The sequence below is a fragment of the Pseudomonas sp. S11P7 genome, assembly GCF_023195435.1.
Lineage (GTDB): Bacteria > Pseudomonadota > Gammaproteobacteria > Pseudomonadales > Pseudomonadaceae > Aquipseudomonas > Aquipseudomonas fluorescens_G.
On the sequence record NZ_JALPKS020000002.1, the window covers coordinates 4,684,566 to 4,701,307 of the forward strand.

The following is a 16,742-nucleotide window of genomic DNA, read 5'->3' on the forward strand; positions in this document are numbered from 1 at the left end:
TGTCCGGGTATTTCGCGGGCAAAAAAATGCCCCGCCGTTTGCACGGCGGGGCATTTTCATTGCGCTAAGGCTGGGGGGTGATTAAACGCCCGAAGCCTTGGCAGCTGCCACGTCTTTGATGGACAGCTTGATACGGCCGCGATTGTCCACGTCCAGTACCAGCACTTCCACTTCCTGGCCTTCTTTCAGAATGTCGGTGACCTTCTCTACGCGAGCGTCGCTCAGCATCGAGATGTGCACCAGACCGTCCTTGCCCGGCAGGATGTTGACGAACGCGCCGAAGTCGACGATGCGCTCAACCTTGCCGACGTAGATCTTGCCGATCTCGGCTTCAGCGGTGATGCCCAGAACGCGCTGACGCGCAGCTTCTGCAGCTTCCTTGGTTTCGCCGAAGATCTTGATCGAACCGTCGTCTTCGATGTCGATCGAAGCCTTGGTTTCTTCGCAGATCGCACGGATGGTCGCGCCACCTTTACCGATAACGTCACGGATCTTGTCGGTGTCGATCTTCATCGCGATCATGGTCGGTGCGTTGGCCGACAGTTCGGTACGCGACTGGCCAATGATCTGGTTCATCTGACCGAGGATGTTCAGGCGCGCTTCCAGGGCTTGGCCCAGAGCGATTTCCATGATTTCTTCGGTGATGCCTTTGATCTTGATGTCCATCTGCAGCGCGGTAACACCTTTGGCGGTACCGGCTACCTTGAAGTCCATGTCGCCCAGGTGATCTTCGTCACCGAGGATGTCGGTCAGGACGGCGAATTTCTCGCCTTCTTTAACCAGACCCATGGCGATACCGGCAACCGGCGCCTTCATCGGCACACCAGCGTCCATCAGGGCCAGGGAAGCGCCGCAAACGGAAGCCATCGAGCTCGAACCGTTGGATTCGGTGATTTCCGACACCACACGGATGGTGTACGGGAACACGTCAGCGGCTGGCAGCATGGCCGAAACCGAACGACGGGCCAGACGGCCGTGACCGATTTCACGACGACCGGCACCACCCATGCGACCACACTCGCCTACCGAGAACGGCGGGAAGTTGTAGTGCAGCATGAACGGGTCTTTTTCTCGCCTTCCAGGGTGTCCAGCAGTTGTGCATCACGGGCGGTGCCCAGTGTTGCAACGACCAGCGCCTGGGTTTCGCCACGGGTGAACAGTGCCGAACCGTGAGTCTTCGGCAGAACGCCAACTTCGATGTTCAGCGGACGTACGGTGCGGGTGTCGCGGCCGTCGATACGTGGCTTGCCGTTGACGATGTTTTCGCGAACGGTGCGGTATTCGATTTCGCCGAAGGCGGCTTTGACTTCAGCAGCGCTTGGCTGGCCTTCTTCACCGGACAGCTTGGCAACCACTTGGTCCTTCAGCTCGCCCAGGCGAGCGTAACGGTCGGCCTTGATGGTGATGGTGTAAGCCTGGGAGATCGCTTCGCCGAACTCGGCACGGATAGCGCCCAGCAGTTCGGTGGCTTCAGGCTGTGGAGCCCAGTTCCAGGTTGGCTTGGCAGCTTCAGCGGCCAGTTCTTTAACGGCGTTGATCACCACCTGGAACTCGTCGTGGGCAAACAGTACCGCGCCCAGCATCTGGTCTTCGGTCAGCTCTTTGGCTTCCGATTCAACCATCAGCACGGCGTCGGAAGTACCGGCAACGACCATGTCCAGGCTCGAAGCGGCTTGCTGTTCGTAAGTCGGGTTCAGCAGGTAGCCGGTGCTTTCATGGAAAGCCACGCGCGCGGCGCCGATCGGGCCGTCGAATGGAATGCCGGAAATGGCCAGGGCAGCCGAGGTACCGATCATCGCAGCGATGTCCGGATCGGTCTTCTTGCTGGTGGAAACGACGGTGCAGACAACCTGCACTTCGTTCATGAAGCCTTCAGGAAACAGCGGACGGATCGGACGGTCGATCAGTCGGGAAGTCAGGGTTTCTTTCTCGGAAGGACGGCCTTCACGCTTGAAGAAACCGCCAGGGATCTTGCCGGCAGCGTAAGTCTTTTCCTGGTAGTGAACGGACAGAGGGAAAAAACCCTTGCCCGGATCGGCTTGCTTGGCACCGACAACGGTCACCAATACGCTGACGTCGTCGTCAACGGTGACCAGCACTGCGCCGGAGGCCTGACGGGCGATACGGCCAGTCTCGAGGGTAACGGTCGACTGACCGAACTGGAATTTTTTGATTACCGGGTTCACGGTGTCCTACCTTCTTTGTGGCTCTTGGGGAAAACGGTTTCTTGCGAATTCTTGGGCAATCTCGGGAATCGGCCCGATGTGGATTGTCCGGGTGCTACAGGTAAAGCCATGGTGCAGATAAAACTTGAGGCTGGGAGCCTGCAAGGCGCCAGCGGAAAACCGCTGACGTCCGGCAGACAACCAACCTCATAGCGCAATCGCTGATTAGCGACGCAGACCCAGGCGAGCGATCAGAGCGGCGTACCGGCTCACGTCCTTGCCTTTCAGGTAGTCCAGCAGCTTGCGACGCTGGTTTACCATGCGGATCAGACCACGACGGGAGTGGTGATCTTTACCGTTGGCCTTGAAGTGACCTTGCAGTTTGTTGATGTTGGCGGTCAGCAGTGCAACCTGCACTTCTGGCGAACCAGTGTCACCAACAGCTTGCTGGTAGTCAGCAACGATTTGAGCTTTTTCTTGAACGTCGAGAGCCATGAGGCAATCCTTCCTTATCAGGAAACTGTTTCAAAAAAACAGTTTCAACAGGCCAGGGACAAATCCCTGTATCTATAAATGAGTCGTGACCGTGCCTGTTGACAGCCACACTCGCCGATCTGCTGTGACACAGGCCGGTTCCGGTCATTCCGACCGAATCAAGCGACGCGGCGCAATGCGCCCGTCTTCGCTCACTTCACCGATGCCGATGAAGCGACCATTGTGATCCTGTACCCGTACCATGCCGAACTTCGGAGCATCCGGGGCACGTACCGGCTGGCCGTTGAGCCAGTAGAACGCGCTCGCTTCCGAGAAGTGCAGCAACGGCCAATCCTGCAGGCCGCTGTCCGATGGCATCAGGAAGCGATCGACCGCTTCGTTGCCGCCTTCGGCATGTACCGCTTCCAGCTCTTCGAGGGTCACCGTCTGCGCGAGGGTGAAAGGCCCGGCCTGGGTACGGCGCAATTCTGCGACGTACGCACCACAACCGAGTTGCTCGCCGATATCCTCCACCAGGGTGCGGATATAGGTGCCCTTGCTGCAGTCCACCGCAAGACGCGCAGTATCGCCTTCGAAGGCCAGCAATTCCAAGCGCGCAATAGTAACAGAACGCGGTTCGCGCTCCACTACTTCGCCTGCACGGGCCAGCTTGTACAGCGGCTGGCCATCACGCTTGAGCGCGGAGTACATCGGCGGTATCTGACTGATTTGACCACGAAATTTCGGCAAAACCGCTTCGACATCGACGCGACCAACGGTCACCGGGCGCTCCTGCAAAACCTCACCCTCGGCATCGGCCGTGGTGGTGGTCTTGCCCAGTTGCGCCAGGGTTTCGTAACCCTTGTCGGAATCGAGCAGGTATTGCGAGAACTTGGTCGCCTCGCCAAAGCACAACGGCAGCACGCCGGTGGCCAGCGGGTCGAGGCTGCCGGTGTGACCGGCCTTCTCGGCATTGAGCAGCCAGCGCACCTTCTGCAACGCGGCATTGGAGGTGAACCCCAGCGGTTTGTCGAGCAGGATGATGCCGCTGACGTTACGACGGATACGTTTGACCTGAGCCACCGAGTTACTCCTTGGTGTCTTCAGGTGCAGGCGCCGCCACGTGCTGATTGTCTTCAGCCACGGCGCGCTCGATCAGCGCCGACAAATGCGCGCCACGCACGACGGATTCGTCATAGTGGAAGTGCAATTGCGGCACGCTGCGCAGCTTCATTTCACGGGCCAGCTGCATGCGCAGGAAGCCTGCGGCGGCATTGAGCACCTTGATGCTTTGCGCGATGTCTTCGGCGTTGTCCTGGCCCATCACGGTGATGAAGATCTTCGCGTGACCGACGTCACGGGAGACTTCCACTGCGGTGATGGTGACCAGACCCACGCGCGGGTCTTTGACTTCACGACGGATCAGTTGTGCCAGCTCGCGCTGCATCTGATCGCCGATACGTTGGGTACGGCTGTATTCTTTTGCCATGATTTGTTACCTGTTACTGCCCAGCGGTGAAACCCGCAAGGTCTGAAAGCGGCAAACGCCCGGCCTGACAAATGCCAGACCGGGCGTTGCGTTTAGAGTCCGGACGCTGCACCGCGCATTTGCATGCTACGGTGCATCGTGGCCCTTGAAGTGCGCGAGTCAGAGGCTGCGAGCAACCTGAACCTTCTCGAAGACTTCGATCTTGTCGCCGACTTTGACGTCGTTGTAGCTCTTCACGCCGATACCGCATTCCATGCCGGCACGTACTTCGGAAGCGTCATCCTTGAAGCGGCGCAGGGATTCCAGCTCGCCTTCGAAGATAACGATGTCTTCACGCAGTACACGGATCGGACGGTTACGGTGCACAACACCTTCGATCACCATGCAACCGGCGATCGCGCCAAACTTCGGCGAACGGAACACGTCACGCACTTCGGCCACACCCAGGATGTTCTCGCGAACATCGCTGCCGAGCATGCCGGTCAGGGCTTTCTTGACGTCTTCGATGATGTCGTAGATCACGTTGTAGTAACGCATGTCCAGACCTTCCTGCTCGACGATCTTCCGTGCGCCAGCATCGGCACGCACGTTGAAGCCGAACAGTACAGCGTTGGAAGCCAGCGCCAGGTTGGCATCGGATTCGGTGATACCACCGACGCCGCCGCCGACTACGCGCACTTGAACTTCGTCGTTGCCCAGGCCATTCAAGGCACCGTTCAACGCTTCCAGCGAACCACGGACGTCGGATTTGAGGACGATGTTGAGCGTCTTCTTCTCGGCCTGACCCATGTTTTCAAAGATGTTTTCCAGCTTGCCGGCGTGAGCGCGAGCCAGTTTGACTTCGCGGAACTTGCCTTGACGGAACAGAGCCACTTCACGGGCTTTCTTCTCGTCGGCAACCACGCTCATCTCGTCGCCAGCGTCCGGGGTACCGTCCAGGCCGAGAATCTCGACAGGGATGGAAGGACCGGCTTCCTTGATCGGCTTGCCGTTCTCGTCGAGCATGGCACGCACACGGCCGTAGTTCGAACCGACCAGAACCATGTCGCCTTGACGCAGGGTACCGTCCTGAACCAGCACGGTGGCTACCGGGCCACGACCTTTGTCGAGACGCGATTCAACCACCACACCACGGCCAGGAGCCGATGGAGTCGCTTTCAGTTCGAGCACTTCGGCCTGCAGCAGAACGGCTTCAAGCAGCTCGTCTACGCCAGTACCCATTTTTGCCGATACCGGAACGAATGGAGTGTCGCCACCCCAGTCTTCGGAGGTCACGCCGTGAACCGACAGCTCGCTGCGGATGCGATCGAGATCGGCGCCCGGCTTGTCGATCTTGTTCACTGCAACCACCAGAGGCACGCCAGCTGCCTGAGCATGCTGGACCGCTTCGATGGTTTGCGGCATCACGCCGTCGTCGGCTGCAACCACGAGGATCACGATGTCGGTCGCCTTGGCACCACGGGCACGCATTGCGGTAAACGCAGCGTGACCCGGGGTGTCGAGGAAGGTGACCATGCCGCGATCAGTCTCAACGTGATACGCACCGATGTGCTGGGTGATACCGCCGGCTTCGCCAGCAGCTACCTTGGCACGACGGATGTAGTCGAGCAGGGACGTCTTACCGTGGTCAACGTGGCCCATTACGGTCACGACAGGTGCACGGGAGAACGACTCACCTTCAAACTTCAGGGACTCGGCCAGGGAATCTTCCAGGGCGGTGTCGCTGACCAGGGTCACTTTGTGGCCCAGTTCTTCGGCTACCAGTTGAGCAGTTTCCTGATCAAGCACCTGGTTGATGGTCGCTGGAGTACCCAGTTTGAACATGAACTTGATGATTTCAGCCGCTTTGACCGACATCTGATTGGCCAGATCGCCAACCGTGATGGTCTCGCCGATTTGCACATCACGCACGACAGGGCCGGTAGGGCTCTGGAAACCGTGGGCGTTGCGCTTCTTCAGCTTGGCCTTGCCGCGACCACCACGACGGAAGCCATCGCTTTCTTCGTCGGTAGTGCGTGGCGCCACGCGTGGAGCCGGGGCTTTTTCCTTGACCGATGCGCGATGCGGAGCGTTTTTACGCTCGCCATCACCACCACCGCTGCGACGATTGTTGTCGTCGGCACGCGGTTTGTCCGGACGGCGCTGTTCGTTCTGCTTGTTGCGAACGTCAGCAGACGGCGCTGGAGCAGCAGCCACCGGCGCGCTTTCACGCACAGGCTCGGCCACTGCAGCCGGTGCCGCAACGGCGTCGCTGGCAGCGGTTTGCGCAGCAGCAGGCTGGCGACGCGCTTCTTCTTCGGCGCGCTGCTTGGCTTCTTCTTCAGCCTTCTGACGGGCAGCATTTTCTACTGCGCGACGCTCATCCAGTTCACGCTTGCGCTCGGCTTCGATTTCTTCCGGGCTGCGCTGTACGAAAACTTTCTTCTTGCGAACTTCTACGCTGATGCTCTTGCTACCAGCCACCCGCAGGGTGCTGGTGGTTTTACGCTGCAGCGTGATCTTGCGTGGTTCTTCCACTTTCGCCTTGTGGCTGCTTTTCAAGTGAGTCAGCAAAGACTGCTTCTCACTGTCAGTCACATTTTCGTCGGCGGCGGTGTGCGGCAGACCTGCCTCACGCATCTGCTGCAACAGGCGCTCTACCGGTGTTTTGACCTCATCGGCCAGTTGTTTCACCGTGACTTGCGTCATGCACTTCTCTCCTCAGGCCGCGCCTAATTACTCGAACCAGTGGGCTCGGGCGGCCATGATCAACTTGCCGGCACGATCATCGTCAATGCCGTCGATGTCGAGCAGGTCGTCAATAGACTGCTCGGCCAGGTCTTCGCGGGTAATTACGCCGCGCACCGCCAGTTCCATCGCCAAATCCTTGTCCATACCCTCAAGCGAGAGCAGGTCTTCGGCCGGATGGGCGTCTGCCAGCTTTTCCTCAGTAGCGATGGCTTTGGTCAACAAGCGATCCTTGGCACGAGCGCGAAGCTCGTCGACGATATCCTCGTCGAAGCCGTCGATGTTGAGCATCTCCTCCACCGGTACGTAGGCAATCTCTTCCAGGCTGGTGAAGCCTTCGTCAACCAGCACCTGTGCCAGCTCTTCGTCGACTTCCAGCTCGTCGATGAAGTTGCGCAGGATGTCGCCGGTTTCCGCTTGCTGCTTGGCCTGGATGTCCGATTCGGTCATCACGTTCAGGGTCCAGCCAGTCAACTGGCTGGCCAGACGCACGTTCTGACCACCGCGACCAATGGCCTGAGCCAGGTTATCTGCGCCAACGGCGATGTCCATGGCATGGGCATCCTCGTCGACAATAATTGCCGCAACCTCGGCCGGGGACATGGCGTTGATCACGAACTGGGCCGGGTTATCGTCCCACAGCACGATGTCGACACGCTCGCCGCCCAACTCGCCCGACACTGCCTGGACGCGCGAACCGCGCATACCGATGCAAGCGCCCTGCGGGTCGATGCGTTTGTCCTTGGAGCGAACGGCGATCTTGGCGCGCGAACCCGGATCACGGGACGCTGCCATGACTTCGATGAGGCCTTCGGCAATCTCCGGCACTTCGATGCGGAACAGCTCGATCAGCATTTCCGGCGCGGTACGCGACAGGATCAGCTGCGGGCCGCGGTTCTCGGTGCGGATTTCCTTGAGCAGCGCACGCAGACGCACGCCGACACGGAAGGTTTCGCGAGAAATGATGTCTTCACGGGCCAGCAACGCTTCAGCGTTGTTGCCCAGATCGACGATCACATTGTCGCGGGTAACTTTTTTCACGGTGCCGGAGATGATTTCTCCCAGGCGCTCGCGATAGGCGTCAACCACTTGCGCGCGCTCGGCTTCGCGAACCTTCTGCACGATCACCTGCTTGGCAGTCTGTGCAGCGATGCGGCCGAACTCGATGGATTCGATTTTTTCTTCGACAACGTCGCCGACCTTGGCGCCCGGATGCGTTTCGGCAACCTTGCTTGGCCAGGTTTCGATGGCCGGATCGTCGAGATCATTCTCTTCAACGACCGTCCAGCGACGGAAAGTCTCGTAAGAACCGGTGTGGCGGTTAATTTCCACACGCAGGTCAACTTCGTCTTCAAAACGCTTTTTGGTAGCAGTGGCCAGAGCCAGCTCCAGCGCTTCAAAAATTACGCTTGCCGGTACGCCCTTTTCATTGGATACCGACTCAACAACCAGCAGTACTTCTTTGCTCATCGTACGCCTCGCCTTTCGCAAGCCATTGGATCCGCGGGATCCGCGTCTCAGTCAAAACTGGGAATAATGTTGGCCTTGTCGATCATATCGATCGGCAACAGGAATTCATGGTCATCTACCTGCACCACGACGTCCTGCTCTTCTACACCGCGCAGAAGGCCCTGAAAGTTGCGTCGACCTTCAAAAGGCGAGCGCAGCTTGATCTTCACTTGTTCACCAACGAACTGGGCGAACTGCTCAAGAGTGAACAGTGGGCGCTCCATGCCTGGCGAGGAAACTTCAAGGGTGTATTCAACGGAGATTGGATCTTCAACATCCAGCACACCGCTGATCTGACGGCTGACAATGGCGCAATCGTCCACCAGCACACCGCCCTCTTTATCGATATAAACGCGCAACATCGAGTGCCGACCCTGAGCCGAAAACTCGATACCCCAGCATTCATAGCCCAGGGCCACGACCACCGGGGCCAGCAAGGCCTGCAACTCTTCTAGCTTGCTCGACACCTGAACCCCCTAGTGCATGATATGTGCATGCTTTGCAAAATAAAAAAATGGGCATAACGCCCATCCTTGAAACGCCGTCGAACAGCGGCGTTGAAAGTGTCCAGCTAACAAAAAGCCCCTGAAAAGGGGCTCCTTAAACTGGTTGCGGGGGCCGGATTTGAACCGACGACCTTCGGGTTATGAGCCCGACGAGCTACCAGACTGCTCCACCCCGCGACAAAGCTGGGGCGGAAGTATACGACCGATCCCTTATAGGGTCAATGTAACCTTCCACCTGCAAGAAAGCCCGCAACAGCGGGCTTTCCTGACTAATTGGTACCGAGAAGGGGACTCGAACCCCTACACCCTATGGGCACAACCACCTCAAGGTTGCGTGTCTACCAATTCCACCACCTCGGCAAAACTACGTTTGAAACCCTTCTTACTTCTGCTCTTGAGCTGGAGGTACGTCAGTCGCTGGAGTAGCCGACTTTTGCTCTTGAAGCACCGGGACATCATCAGAAGCCGGTTGTTGTTGCTTAGGTACTTCCAACACTGCTGGATCTGGCAAACCTGCTTGAGTCAGCTGATGAGCCTTCTCTTTAGCAAAGTAACCTAACCCCAAGCTGGTTATGAAGAAACCGGCGGCAAGTATAGCAGTAAACTTACTAAGAAAGGTAGAGGAACCTTGGCTTCCGAACACAGTATTTGAAGCACCTGCTCCGAAAGACGCGCCAGCGTCCGCACCCTTACCCTGCTGCAGCAAAACCAGAGCAACTACGCCCAATGCACCCAGCAGATGAAAAACGACTACGACTGTTTCCAGCATTTTCTCAGTTTCCCGCGGCGCGACAGATCGCACCGAACTCATCTGCATTCAGGGAAGCTCCACCAATGAGCCCCCCATCGATATCCGGCATGCCGAACAGTTCGGCCGCATTGGCCGCCTTCACGCTGCCGCCGTATAGAAGCCGCACACCTCGTGCGACTTCAGAATTCTCTGCCGCCAACTGCTCGCGAATGGCTTTATGCACATCCTGAGCCTGTTGCGGCGTTGCAGTCAGTCCGGTACCAATGGCCCAGACCGGCTCGTAAGCAATGACTGCCTTGGCAAAGGCACCGACACCCAGCTCCTCGATGATGCTGCCCAGCTGACGCCCGACAACCTCAAGAGTCTTGCCGGCTTCGCGCTGCTCAAGGGTTTCCCCTACGCACAACACCGGAACCAGGCCGCACGCCTGTGCCGCTGCGAACTTGCGATTCAGCATCCCGTCGCGCTCGCCCATTATCTGGCGACGTTCGGAGTGCCCGACAAGCACCAGGGAACAACCTGCATCCACCAACTGACTGGGAGCAACCTCACCGGTCAGCGCACCTTGCATGGCTTCCACCGCAGAATTCTGCGCGCCGACCGAAATCGACTTGCCTTTCAAGCCATCAATCACTTGATTGATATGCAAGCAAGGCGGGAATACCGCGACATCAACACCGCTTGGCAAGGCCAGATGACGAAGGCCGTTGATCAGCTCAGCGACGCTGGCGCGGGTACCGTGCATCTTCCAGTTACCAGCTACCATAGGGCGACGCATGCTGTACCTCGTCGGTCAAAGTGGGCGCAGATGTTACCCAAGAGAATGAAGGCTGGCAAGCCGAATCAGGCAGAAACTTCAGTTACCAGTTTTGCCAGTTCTTCGGCATAGCCGCGAACCTGAGTTTCGTCCTCGCCTTCGACCATCACGCGCACCAAAGGCTCTGTTCCCGACTTGCGCAAAAGCACGCGACCACGGCCAGCCATTGCCTGGGTTACCCGCGCACTGGCCTCTTTGACAGCCGGGTGCTCCAGCGGGCTTTCGCCGCCACCGAAACGCACGTTGATCAACACCTGAGGACACTTGCGCAACGCCTGACGGGTTTGCGCCAGACCTTCATTACGGGTCTTCAGCGCCATCAGCACCTGCAGCGCCGCGATGATCGCATCACCGGTGGTGGTGTGATTGAAGCACACGACATGCCCGGAATTCTCGCCGCCCACCAGCCAGTTGCGCTCAAGCAGTTCAGCGATGACATAGCGATCACCGACGTTGGCTCGAACAAATGGAATCGAAAGATCGGCAAGCGCCAGCTCAAGACCCAGATTGCTCATCAGCGTGCCAACCACGCCGCCCTGCAACTTGCCGCGCTCATGCAGATCACGAGCAATGATGAACAGCAAATCGTCACCATCGACAATGGCGCCGGTGTGATCGACCATCAGAACGCGATCGCCATCACCGTCAAAGGCGATACCCAGATCGGCGTGCTCAGCCAGCACCGCAGCCTGTAACGGCCCCATGTGGGTCGAGCCGCAGTTATCGTTGATGTTCAGACCGTTAGGCTGCGCCGACAGGACGACCACTTCTGCGCCCAACTCGCGGAACACGCTTGGCGCAACCTTATAGGTCGCGCCGTGTGCGCAATCGATGACAATCTTCATACCGGAAAAGCTGGTACCGGTCGGCACACTGCTTTTGCAGAATTCGATATAGCGGCCAGAGGCATCGTTGATTCGCGACACCTTGCCGATCTTGCTGGATTCAACCACTGTCATCGGCGTATCGAGCAATTCTTCGATCATCAGCTCCAGCTCATCTGGCAATTTCGTGCCTTTGCCGGAGAAGAACTTGATGCCGTTATCGTCGTGCGGATTGTGCGATGCACTGATCACGATCCCAGCCTCAGCCTGGAATGTGCGCGACAGGTAGGCAATCGCCGGGGTCGGCATCGGGCCGAGCAACATCACATCGGCGCCCGCCGACGTCAGGCCCGCCTCAAGCGCCGATTCGAACATGTAACCGGAAATACGCGTGTCCTTGCCGACCAGCACCTTGCAGGCGCCCATCTTGCGGAACGCCATACCTGCAGCCCATCCGAGCTTGAGCATGAAGTCAGGAGTAATCGGGTATTCGCCGACCCGGCCACGAATGCCGTCGGTACCAAAGTATTTTTTGCTCATAAGCGCTCCATCATTCTTATTCGGCTGATTCTACGGCCGCGATCATCCGCACGACGTCTACCGTTTCCGCCACATCATGGACGCGCAATATACACGCACCTTTTACCGATGCCAGCGCAGCAAGGGCCAGACCGCCATGGAGACGCTCGCCCACGGGGCGATTCAAGGCCTGTCCGATCATGCTCTTTCGCGAAACACCCACGAGCAATGGCCTGCCCAACGCATGCAGGGCCTCCATGTGCTTGAACAAGCTTAGATTGTGCTGGAGGGTTTTGGCGAAACCGAAACCAGGATCAAGAATGATGCGCTCGGCAGGAATGCCAGCGACCGCACACTGTTTCATGCGCTCGGTGAGAAACTCGCCGACTTCGCGAGTAACATCCTGATACTGCGGATTGTCCTGCATGTTTCCGGGCCCGCCGAGCATATGCATCAAGCACACCGGCAAACCGGTAGCCGCCGCCGCATCCAGCGCGCCATCGCGCTGCAGCGAACGAACATCATTGATCAGGCCGGCGCCGAGTCGCGCGGTTTCGCGCATGACCGCTGGCGTCGAGGTATCGACCGAAATGATCACATCGAGCTCGCGATTGATCAGCTCGACGATCGGCGCCACGCGCTCAAGCTCTTCCAGCGGCGATACCGCCCTCGCACCTGGGCGCGTGGATTCGCCACCGACATCGATCAGCGTCGCGCCGGCAGCCACCATGGCTTCAGCGTGACGCAATGCAGCGTCCAGCTGGCTGTATTGGCCGCCGTCGGAAAAGGAGTCGGGAGTGACATTGAGAATGCCCATGACATGCGTCCGGGCCAAATCAAGAACCCGGTTGCCACAAGGCAACCGGGTCAGGGACTGTACAGAAGTCATTTCAAGCCTTAAACGTCAGCAGCCGGACCGCCAATCGGTGTTTCCGGACGCTCGTCACGGACTACTGGTGGCGGCGGAGTACCCGTGCCACCCGTCCAGTCACGCGGCTCGCGAGGTGTACGCCCTGCCATGATGTCATCGATCTGCTCAGCGTCGATCGTTTCGTACTTCATCAGCGCATCGGCCATCGCATCGAGCTTGTCGCGATTGTCGGTAAGGATCTGCTTGGCCGTGCCGTAGCAGTGATCGATGATGCTGCGCACTTCGGAGTCGATCAGCTTGGCTGTCTCACCCGAGAAGCTGGCTGCCTGACCACCGCCGCCGCGACCGAGGAACACTTCACCTTCCTCTTCCGCATACATCAGCGGACCGAGTTTTTCCGACAGGCCCCACTTGGTCACCATGTTCCGTGCGATCTGACTGGCACGCATGATGTCGTTGGAGGCACCGGTGGTGACGCCGTCGAAGCCAAGAGTCATTTCTTCAGCGATACGACCACCGTACAGCGAGCAGATCTGACTGATCAGCGCACGCTTGGACAGGCTGTAGCGATCTTCTTCCGGCAGGAACATGGTCACACCCAGCGCACGACCGCGCGGGATGATCGAGACCTTGTAAACCGGATCATGCTCAGGCACTACCCGACCAACAATGGCGTGGCCGGCTTCGTGATAAGCGGTGTTCTGTTTTTCTTTCTCGGACATGACCATCGATTTGCGCTCGGCGCCCATCATGATCTTGTCTTTGGCCAGTTCGAATTCTTTCATCTCGACGATGCGCTTGCCGCTGCGTGCAGCGAACAGGGAAGCTTCGTTGACCAGGTTGGCCAGGTCGGCACCGGAGAAGCCTGGAGTACCACGCGCAATCACCGCTGGAGCAACATCGTCACCCATTGGCACTTTGCGCATGTGGACCTTGAGAATCTGCTCGCGACCACGGATGTCTGGCAAGCCAACCACCACCTGACGGTCGAAACGGCCCGGACGCAGCAATGCCGGGTCGAGAACGTCCGGACGGTTGGTAGCAGCGATGACGATGATGCCATCGTTCATTTCGAAGCCGTCCATCTCTACCAGCAACTGGTTGAGGGTCTGCTCACGCTCGTCGTGTCCGCCGCCCATGCCGGCGCCACGGTGGCGACCGACGGCGTCGATTTCGTCAATGAAGATGATGCATGGTGCGTGCTTCTTGGCTTGCTCGAACATGTCACGCACACGGCTGGCACCGACGCCGACGAACATTTCGACGAAGTCAGAACCGGAAATGGTGAAGAACGGCACCTTGGCTTCGCCGGCAATCGCCTTGGCCAGCAAGGTTTTACCGGTACCCGGAGGACCGACCATCAGCACACCGCGAGGAATGCGACCACCCAGACGCTGGAATTTGCCCGGATCACGCAGGAACTCGACCAGCTCGCCGACTTCTTCCTTGGCTTCGTCGCAACCAGCGACGTCAGCCAATGTGGTTTTCACCTGATCTTCGGAGAGCAGGCGTGCCTTGCTCTTGCCGAAGCTCATCGGCCCGCCCTTGCCACCGGCACCGCCCTGCATCTGGCGCATGAAGAACATGAACACCGCGATGATCACCAGGATCGGGAAGCTGGCCACCAGCAATTGAGTCCAGATGCTTTGCTGCTCAGGCTGCTTGCCTTCAACCACGACATGGTTGTCGACCAGATCGCCGATCAGGCCATTGTCCTGGATTGCCGGACGAATGGTCTTGAAGCTGTCGCCATCAGTGCGCTTGCCGGTGATCACATAACCGTCAACGGCGACGCGCTCGACCTTGCCATCCTTGACCTGCTGGATGAAGTCGGAATAGTTGAGGGTCTGCGGCTCGTTAGGGCTGGAGAAGTTGTTCATCACCGTCACCAGGACAGCCGCGATGATCAACCACAGGATCAGATTCTTTGCCATATCGTTCAATTAACTACCCTCTGAAGCAAGCTCCGCTACTGGCGCGCGCTTCGCATGATATTCACCGGCCTAACTTACTACATTACCTACAACTCTGGCAGGCGCCGTCTGTAACCCTTTGTGAAACACTTTCCACACAATATTCGTTTATGCGCGCGGGGCAAAATATGAAAAAGCTATCGCCCCGCTGAAAAACCTTTTTATTCGCCGTTGCCGCGGTAACCCCAAGCCAGCATGTATTGCTCGCGGGAGCTGCCACGCGAAGAATCCGGCTTGATCATCTGGATCTTGTCGAATTTGCGACGAGCATCCTTCAGGTAAACATCAAACCCTTCACCCTGAAAAATCTTGATGACGAAATTGCCACCCGGCTTGAGGATCCGTTCCGCCAGGTCCAGCGCCAGCTCGCACAGGAACATGGCCTTGGGCATATCCACTTCAGGCGTACCACTCATATTGGGGGCCATATCGGAAATCACAAGGTCCACTTGCGAATTACCGACGGCCTCAAGGATTCGGCCGAGTACCGAGTCCTCGGTGAAGTCCCCATGAATAAAGGTGACGTCCGGAATGCTGTCCATTTCCAGGATGTCCGAAGCGATCAAACGCCCCTGCCCACCGATCAGTCGACTGGTGACCTGCGACCAGCCACCTGGCGCGGCACCGAGGTCGACAACACTCATACCGGGGCGGATCAGTTTGTATTTTTCCTGAATTTCCAGAAGCTTGTAACTCGCACGCGAGCGGTAGCCATCCTTCTGCGCCTGCTTCACATAGGGATCGTTGACATGTCTTTTCAGCCAACCAAGGCTTGTCTTGGAACGCGCCATTGGGCACCTCGATGATAAGGGTCGTGATTAGTTGGGCGGATCCACGAACCCTCGGGTAAAATGGCCGCCATTTTACAGAATCCAGACGAAAGGGTCAGATTATGCCGCTCACTCCAGAGCAGAAGAAACAGTACAAATCCATCGGCCACCACCTCAAACCAGTGTTGACGGTAGCGGACAACGGTTTGACTGAAGGTGTTTTAGCCGAACTTGAACGCGCCTTGGCCGATCACGAGCTGATCAAGATCAAGCTCAATATCCTCGATCGCGAGTCACGCCTGGCGCACATCGCCGAGCTGTGCAAGGTCGGCAAAGCGGACCTGGTTCAGGTCATCGGCAAGATGGCTCTGGTCTACCGCAAGAACTTCAGCGCCAACAAGCAGCTGTCGAACGTTCATCGCTTCAAGTGATGCGCAGGGTCAAGGGTGTGCTTCGCGCACCCTGCCACTCCAGCCCGGCACCGGCTGCATGACCAGCACCAGCCCGGAAAAACCCAGCACCAGATAACTGAACACCTGCCAGCGCTGCGCATCCGGCCAGCCGACACGCACGGCGACATACATCGCACACGCGTACAACGCCATCAGCAGTACCTGCCCGCGAAAATCTCGCCATAGACTGCCAGGGCCCTCGGCCTGTACCAGCACCAAAGCCTGAAAGATCACGCAGACTGCAGCGAAACCCACGACCAGCACTTCAAAGGCACCGGCAACTTCGTCGATCAACAGCGGCGCCAGGCCAATCTGGCCCAACGCCGGCTGCAAACCGAGATGAATCAGCCATAGCCCGCCGACCCAAAGCATCTGGGCCAGCTGCCAAAGCATGGCGCCCGCATGCAGCGGGCGCCTTCTTTCAGATGTGACGAACTTCGACAATCTCGTACTCGATCACGCCGCTTGGCGTTTTGACGGCGACTACGTCACCCTCTTCCTTGCCAATCAAGGCACGGGCCAACGGCGAGCCGACCGAAATCTTGCCGAGTTTGAAGTCAGCTTCATCCTCACCGACGATCTGGTAAGTGACGCTTTCATCCGTCTCGACATTGGCGATTTCAACGGTCGTGCCGAAAATCACCTTGCCCGTGTGCGGGATTGTCGTGACATCAATGACGACCTGATTCTGAATCCGGCCTTCGATGTCACGGATCCGCGCCTCGACCATGCCCTGCTGTTCGCGCGCGGCATGGTATTCAGCGTTTTCCTTCAAGTCACCCAACTCGCGGGCCGTACCGATGTCCTGGCTGAGCTTCGGACGAACGACCTTGGTCAGGTGAGCGTGTTCTTCTTCCAGGGCGCGCGCGCCCTGGACGGTCATTGGGTACTTGTT

At 58.3% G+C, this 16,742-nt stretch carries 15 protein-coding genes, 2 tRNA genes and 1 pseudogene; 1 reads left to right on the top strand and 17 read right to left on the bottom strand.

The features are described from left to right. Positions 1–81 precede the first annotated feature (81 nt). From pnp to rlmE, 15 genes and pseudogenes are all read right to left on the bottom strand, one after another. A pseudogene (pnp, locus tag M0746_RS21640) lies at positions 82–2,186 on the bottom strand (polyribonucleotide nucleotidyltransferase). A gap of 204 nt (positions 2,187–2,390) precedes the next feature. After that, a complete protein-coding gene (gene rpsO / locus M0746_RS21645; RefSeq protein WP_016771751.1) occupies positions 2,391–2,660 on the bottom strand; it encodes a 30S ribosomal protein S15 in 270 nt (89 codons plus the stop codon). Between the two features lie 144 nt (positions 2,661–2,804). Next, a complete protein-coding gene (gene truB, locus M0746_RS21650; protein ID WP_166220454.1) occupies positions 2,805–3,722 on the bottom strand; it encodes a tRNA pseudouridine(55) synthase TruB in 918 nt (305 codons plus the stop codon). Positions 3,723–3,726: 4 nt separating this feature from the next. Continuing rightward, a complete protein-coding gene (gene rbfA, locus M0746_RS21655; RefSeq protein WP_016771753.1) occupies positions 3,727–4,128 on the bottom strand; it encodes a 30S ribosome-binding factor RbfA in 402 nt (133 codons plus the stop codon). A 159-nt stretch (positions 4,129–4,287) separates the two neighbouring features. Then, complete coding sequence (gene infB / locus M0746_RS21660; RefSeq protein WP_093104770.1) at positions 4,288–6,816, bottom strand: translation initiation factor IF-2; 2,529 nt, start codon at positions 6,814–6,816, stop codon at positions 4,288–4,290. Positions 6,817–6,843: 27 nt separating this feature from the next. Next, on the bottom strand, positions 6,844–8,325 hold the full coding sequence (nusA, locus tag M0746_RS21665) for a transcription termination factor NusA (protein ID WP_208938784.1): 1,482 nt from the start codon (positions 8,323–8,325) through the stop codon (positions 6,844–6,846). A gap of 47 nt (positions 8,326–8,372) precedes the next feature. Then, positions 8,373–8,831 carry a ribosome maturation factor RimP gene (gene rimP / locus M0746_RS21670; RefSeq protein ID WP_206415519.1) on the bottom strand — a complete coding sequence of 153 codons (459 nt, stop codon included), beginning with the start codon at positions 8,829–8,831 and terminating at the stop codon, positions 8,373–8,375. A 139-nt stretch (positions 8,832–8,970) separates the two neighbouring features. Beyond that, positions 8,971–9,047 (bottom strand) — tRNA-Met (locus M0746_RS21675). 97 nt (positions 9,048–9,144) lie between these two features. Further along, positions 9,145–9,230 (bottom strand) — tRNA-Leu (locus tag M0746_RS21680). Between the two features lie 22 nt (positions 9,231–9,252). Continuing rightward, complete coding sequence (gene secG, locus M0746_RS21685; RefSeq protein WP_027610782.1) at positions 9,253–9,639, bottom strand: preprotein translocase subunit SecG; 387 nt, start codon at positions 9,637–9,639, stop codon at positions 9,253–9,255. 4 nt (positions 9,640–9,643) lie between these two features. Beyond that, positions 9,644–10,399 carry a triose-phosphate isomerase gene (gene tpiA / locus M0746_RS21690; RefSeq protein ID WP_208938785.1) on the bottom strand — a complete coding sequence of 252 codons (756 nt, stop codon included), beginning with the start codon at positions 10,397–10,399 and terminating at the stop codon, positions 9,644–9,646. 65 nt (positions 10,400–10,464) lie between these two features. Beyond that, on the bottom strand, positions 10,465–11,802 hold the full coding sequence (glmM, locus tag M0746_RS21695; protein WP_208938786.1) for a phosphoglucosamine mutase: 1,338 nt from the start codon (positions 11,800–11,802) through the stop codon (positions 10,465–10,467). Positions 11,803–11,818: 16 nt separating this feature from the next. Next, positions 11,819–12,670, bottom strand: coding sequence for a dihydropteroate synthase (gene folP / locus M0746_RS21700; protein WP_258450536.1), 852 nt, complete (start codon positions 12,668–12,670; stop codon positions 11,819–11,821). 8 nt (positions 12,671–12,678) lie between these two features. Next, positions 12,679–14,586, bottom strand: a complete 1,908-nt coding sequence (gene ftsH / locus M0746_RS21705; RefSeq protein ID WP_090281707.1) for an ATP-dependent zinc metalloprotease FtsH — start codon at positions 14,584–14,586, stop codon at positions 12,679–12,681. A 200-nt stretch (positions 14,587–14,786) separates the two neighbouring features. Further along, positions 14,787–15,416, bottom strand: coding sequence for a 23S rRNA (uridine(2552)-2'-O)-methyltransferase RlmE (rlmE, locus tag M0746_RS21710; protein ID WP_090281706.1), 630 nt, complete (start codon positions 15,414–15,416; stop codon positions 14,787–14,789). 101 nt (positions 15,417–15,517) lie between these two features. Between rlmE and M0746_RS21715 the strand changes: the two genes are divergently transcribed. After that, positions 15,518–15,826, top strand: coding sequence for a YhbY family RNA-binding protein (locus tag M0746_RS21715; RefSeq protein WP_016771761.1), 309 nt, complete (start codon positions 15,518–15,520; stop codon positions 15,824–15,826). A gap of 9 nt (positions 15,827–15,835) precedes the next feature. Here the strand turns inward: M0746_RS21715 and M0746_RS21720 are convergent, their stop codons facing one another. Next, entirely contained in the window at positions 15,836–16,240 is a 405-nt protein-coding gene (locus tag M0746_RS21720; protein WP_258450537.1) for an MFS transporter, read from the bottom strand. A 28-nt stretch (positions 16,241–16,268) separates the two neighbouring features. Further along, positions 16,269–16,730: a transcription elongation factor GreA gene (gene greA / locus M0746_RS21725; protein ID WP_258450538.1), complete on the bottom strand. Its 462-nt coding sequence runs from the start codon at positions 16,728–16,730 to the stop codon at positions 16,269–16,271. Positions 16,731–16,742: the final 12 nt, after the last annotated feature.

What these genes read in the sequence shown, in the direction of transcription:
- nusA (WP_208938784.1), bottom strand. Translation starts at nt 8,325, where the DNA reads ATGAGCAAAGAAGTACTGCTGGTTGTTGAGTCGGTATCCAATGAAAAG.
- secG (WP_027610782.1), bottom strand. Translation starts at nt 9,639, where the DNA reads ATGCTGGAAACAGTCGTAGTCGTTTTTCATCTGCTGGGTGCATTGGGC.
- greA (WP_258450538.1), bottom strand. Translation starts at nt 16,730, where the DNA reads ATGACCGTCCAGGGCGCGCGCGCCCTGGAAGAAGAACACGCTCACCTG.
- M0746_RS21720 (WP_258450537.1), bottom strand. Translation starts at nt 16,240, where the DNA reads ATGCTTTGGCAGCTGGCCCAGATGCTTTGGGTCGGCGGGCTATGGCTG.
- rlmE (WP_090281706.1), bottom strand. Translation starts at nt 15,416, where the DNA reads ATGGCGCGTTCCAAGACAAGCCTTGGTTGGCTGAAAAGACATGTCAAC.
- rpsO (WP_016771751.1), bottom strand. Translation starts at nt 2,660, where the DNA reads ATGGCTCTCGACGTTCAAGAAAAAGCTCAAATCGTTGCTGACTACCAG.
- glmM (WP_208938786.1), bottom strand. Translation starts at nt 11,802, where the DNA reads ATGAGCAAAAAATACTTTGGTACCGACGGCATTCGTGGCCGGGTCGGC.
- rbfA (WP_016771753.1), bottom strand. Translation starts at nt 4,128, where the DNA reads ATGGCAAAAGAATACAGCCGTACCCAACGTATCGGCGATCAGATGCAG.
- infB (WP_093104770.1), bottom strand. Translation starts at nt 6,816, where the DNA reads ATGACGCAAGTCACGGTGAAACAACTGGCCGATGAGGTCAAAACACCG.
- tpiA (WP_208938785.1), bottom strand. Translation starts at nt 10,399, where the DNA reads ATGCGTCGCCCTATGGTAGCTGGTAACTGGAAGATGCACGGTACCCGC.
- ftsH (WP_090281707.1), bottom strand. Translation starts at nt 14,586, where the DNA reads ATGGCAAAGAATCTGATCCTGTGGTTGATCATCGCGGCTGTCCTGGTG.
- M0746_RS21715 (WP_016771761.1), top strand. Translation starts at nt 15,518, where the DNA reads ATGCCGCTCACTCCAGAGCAGAAGAAACAGTACAAATCCATCGGCCAC.
- folP (WP_258450536.1), bottom strand. Translation starts at nt 12,670, where the DNA reads ATGACTTCTGTACAGTCCCTGACCCGGTTGCCTTGTGGCAACCGGGTT.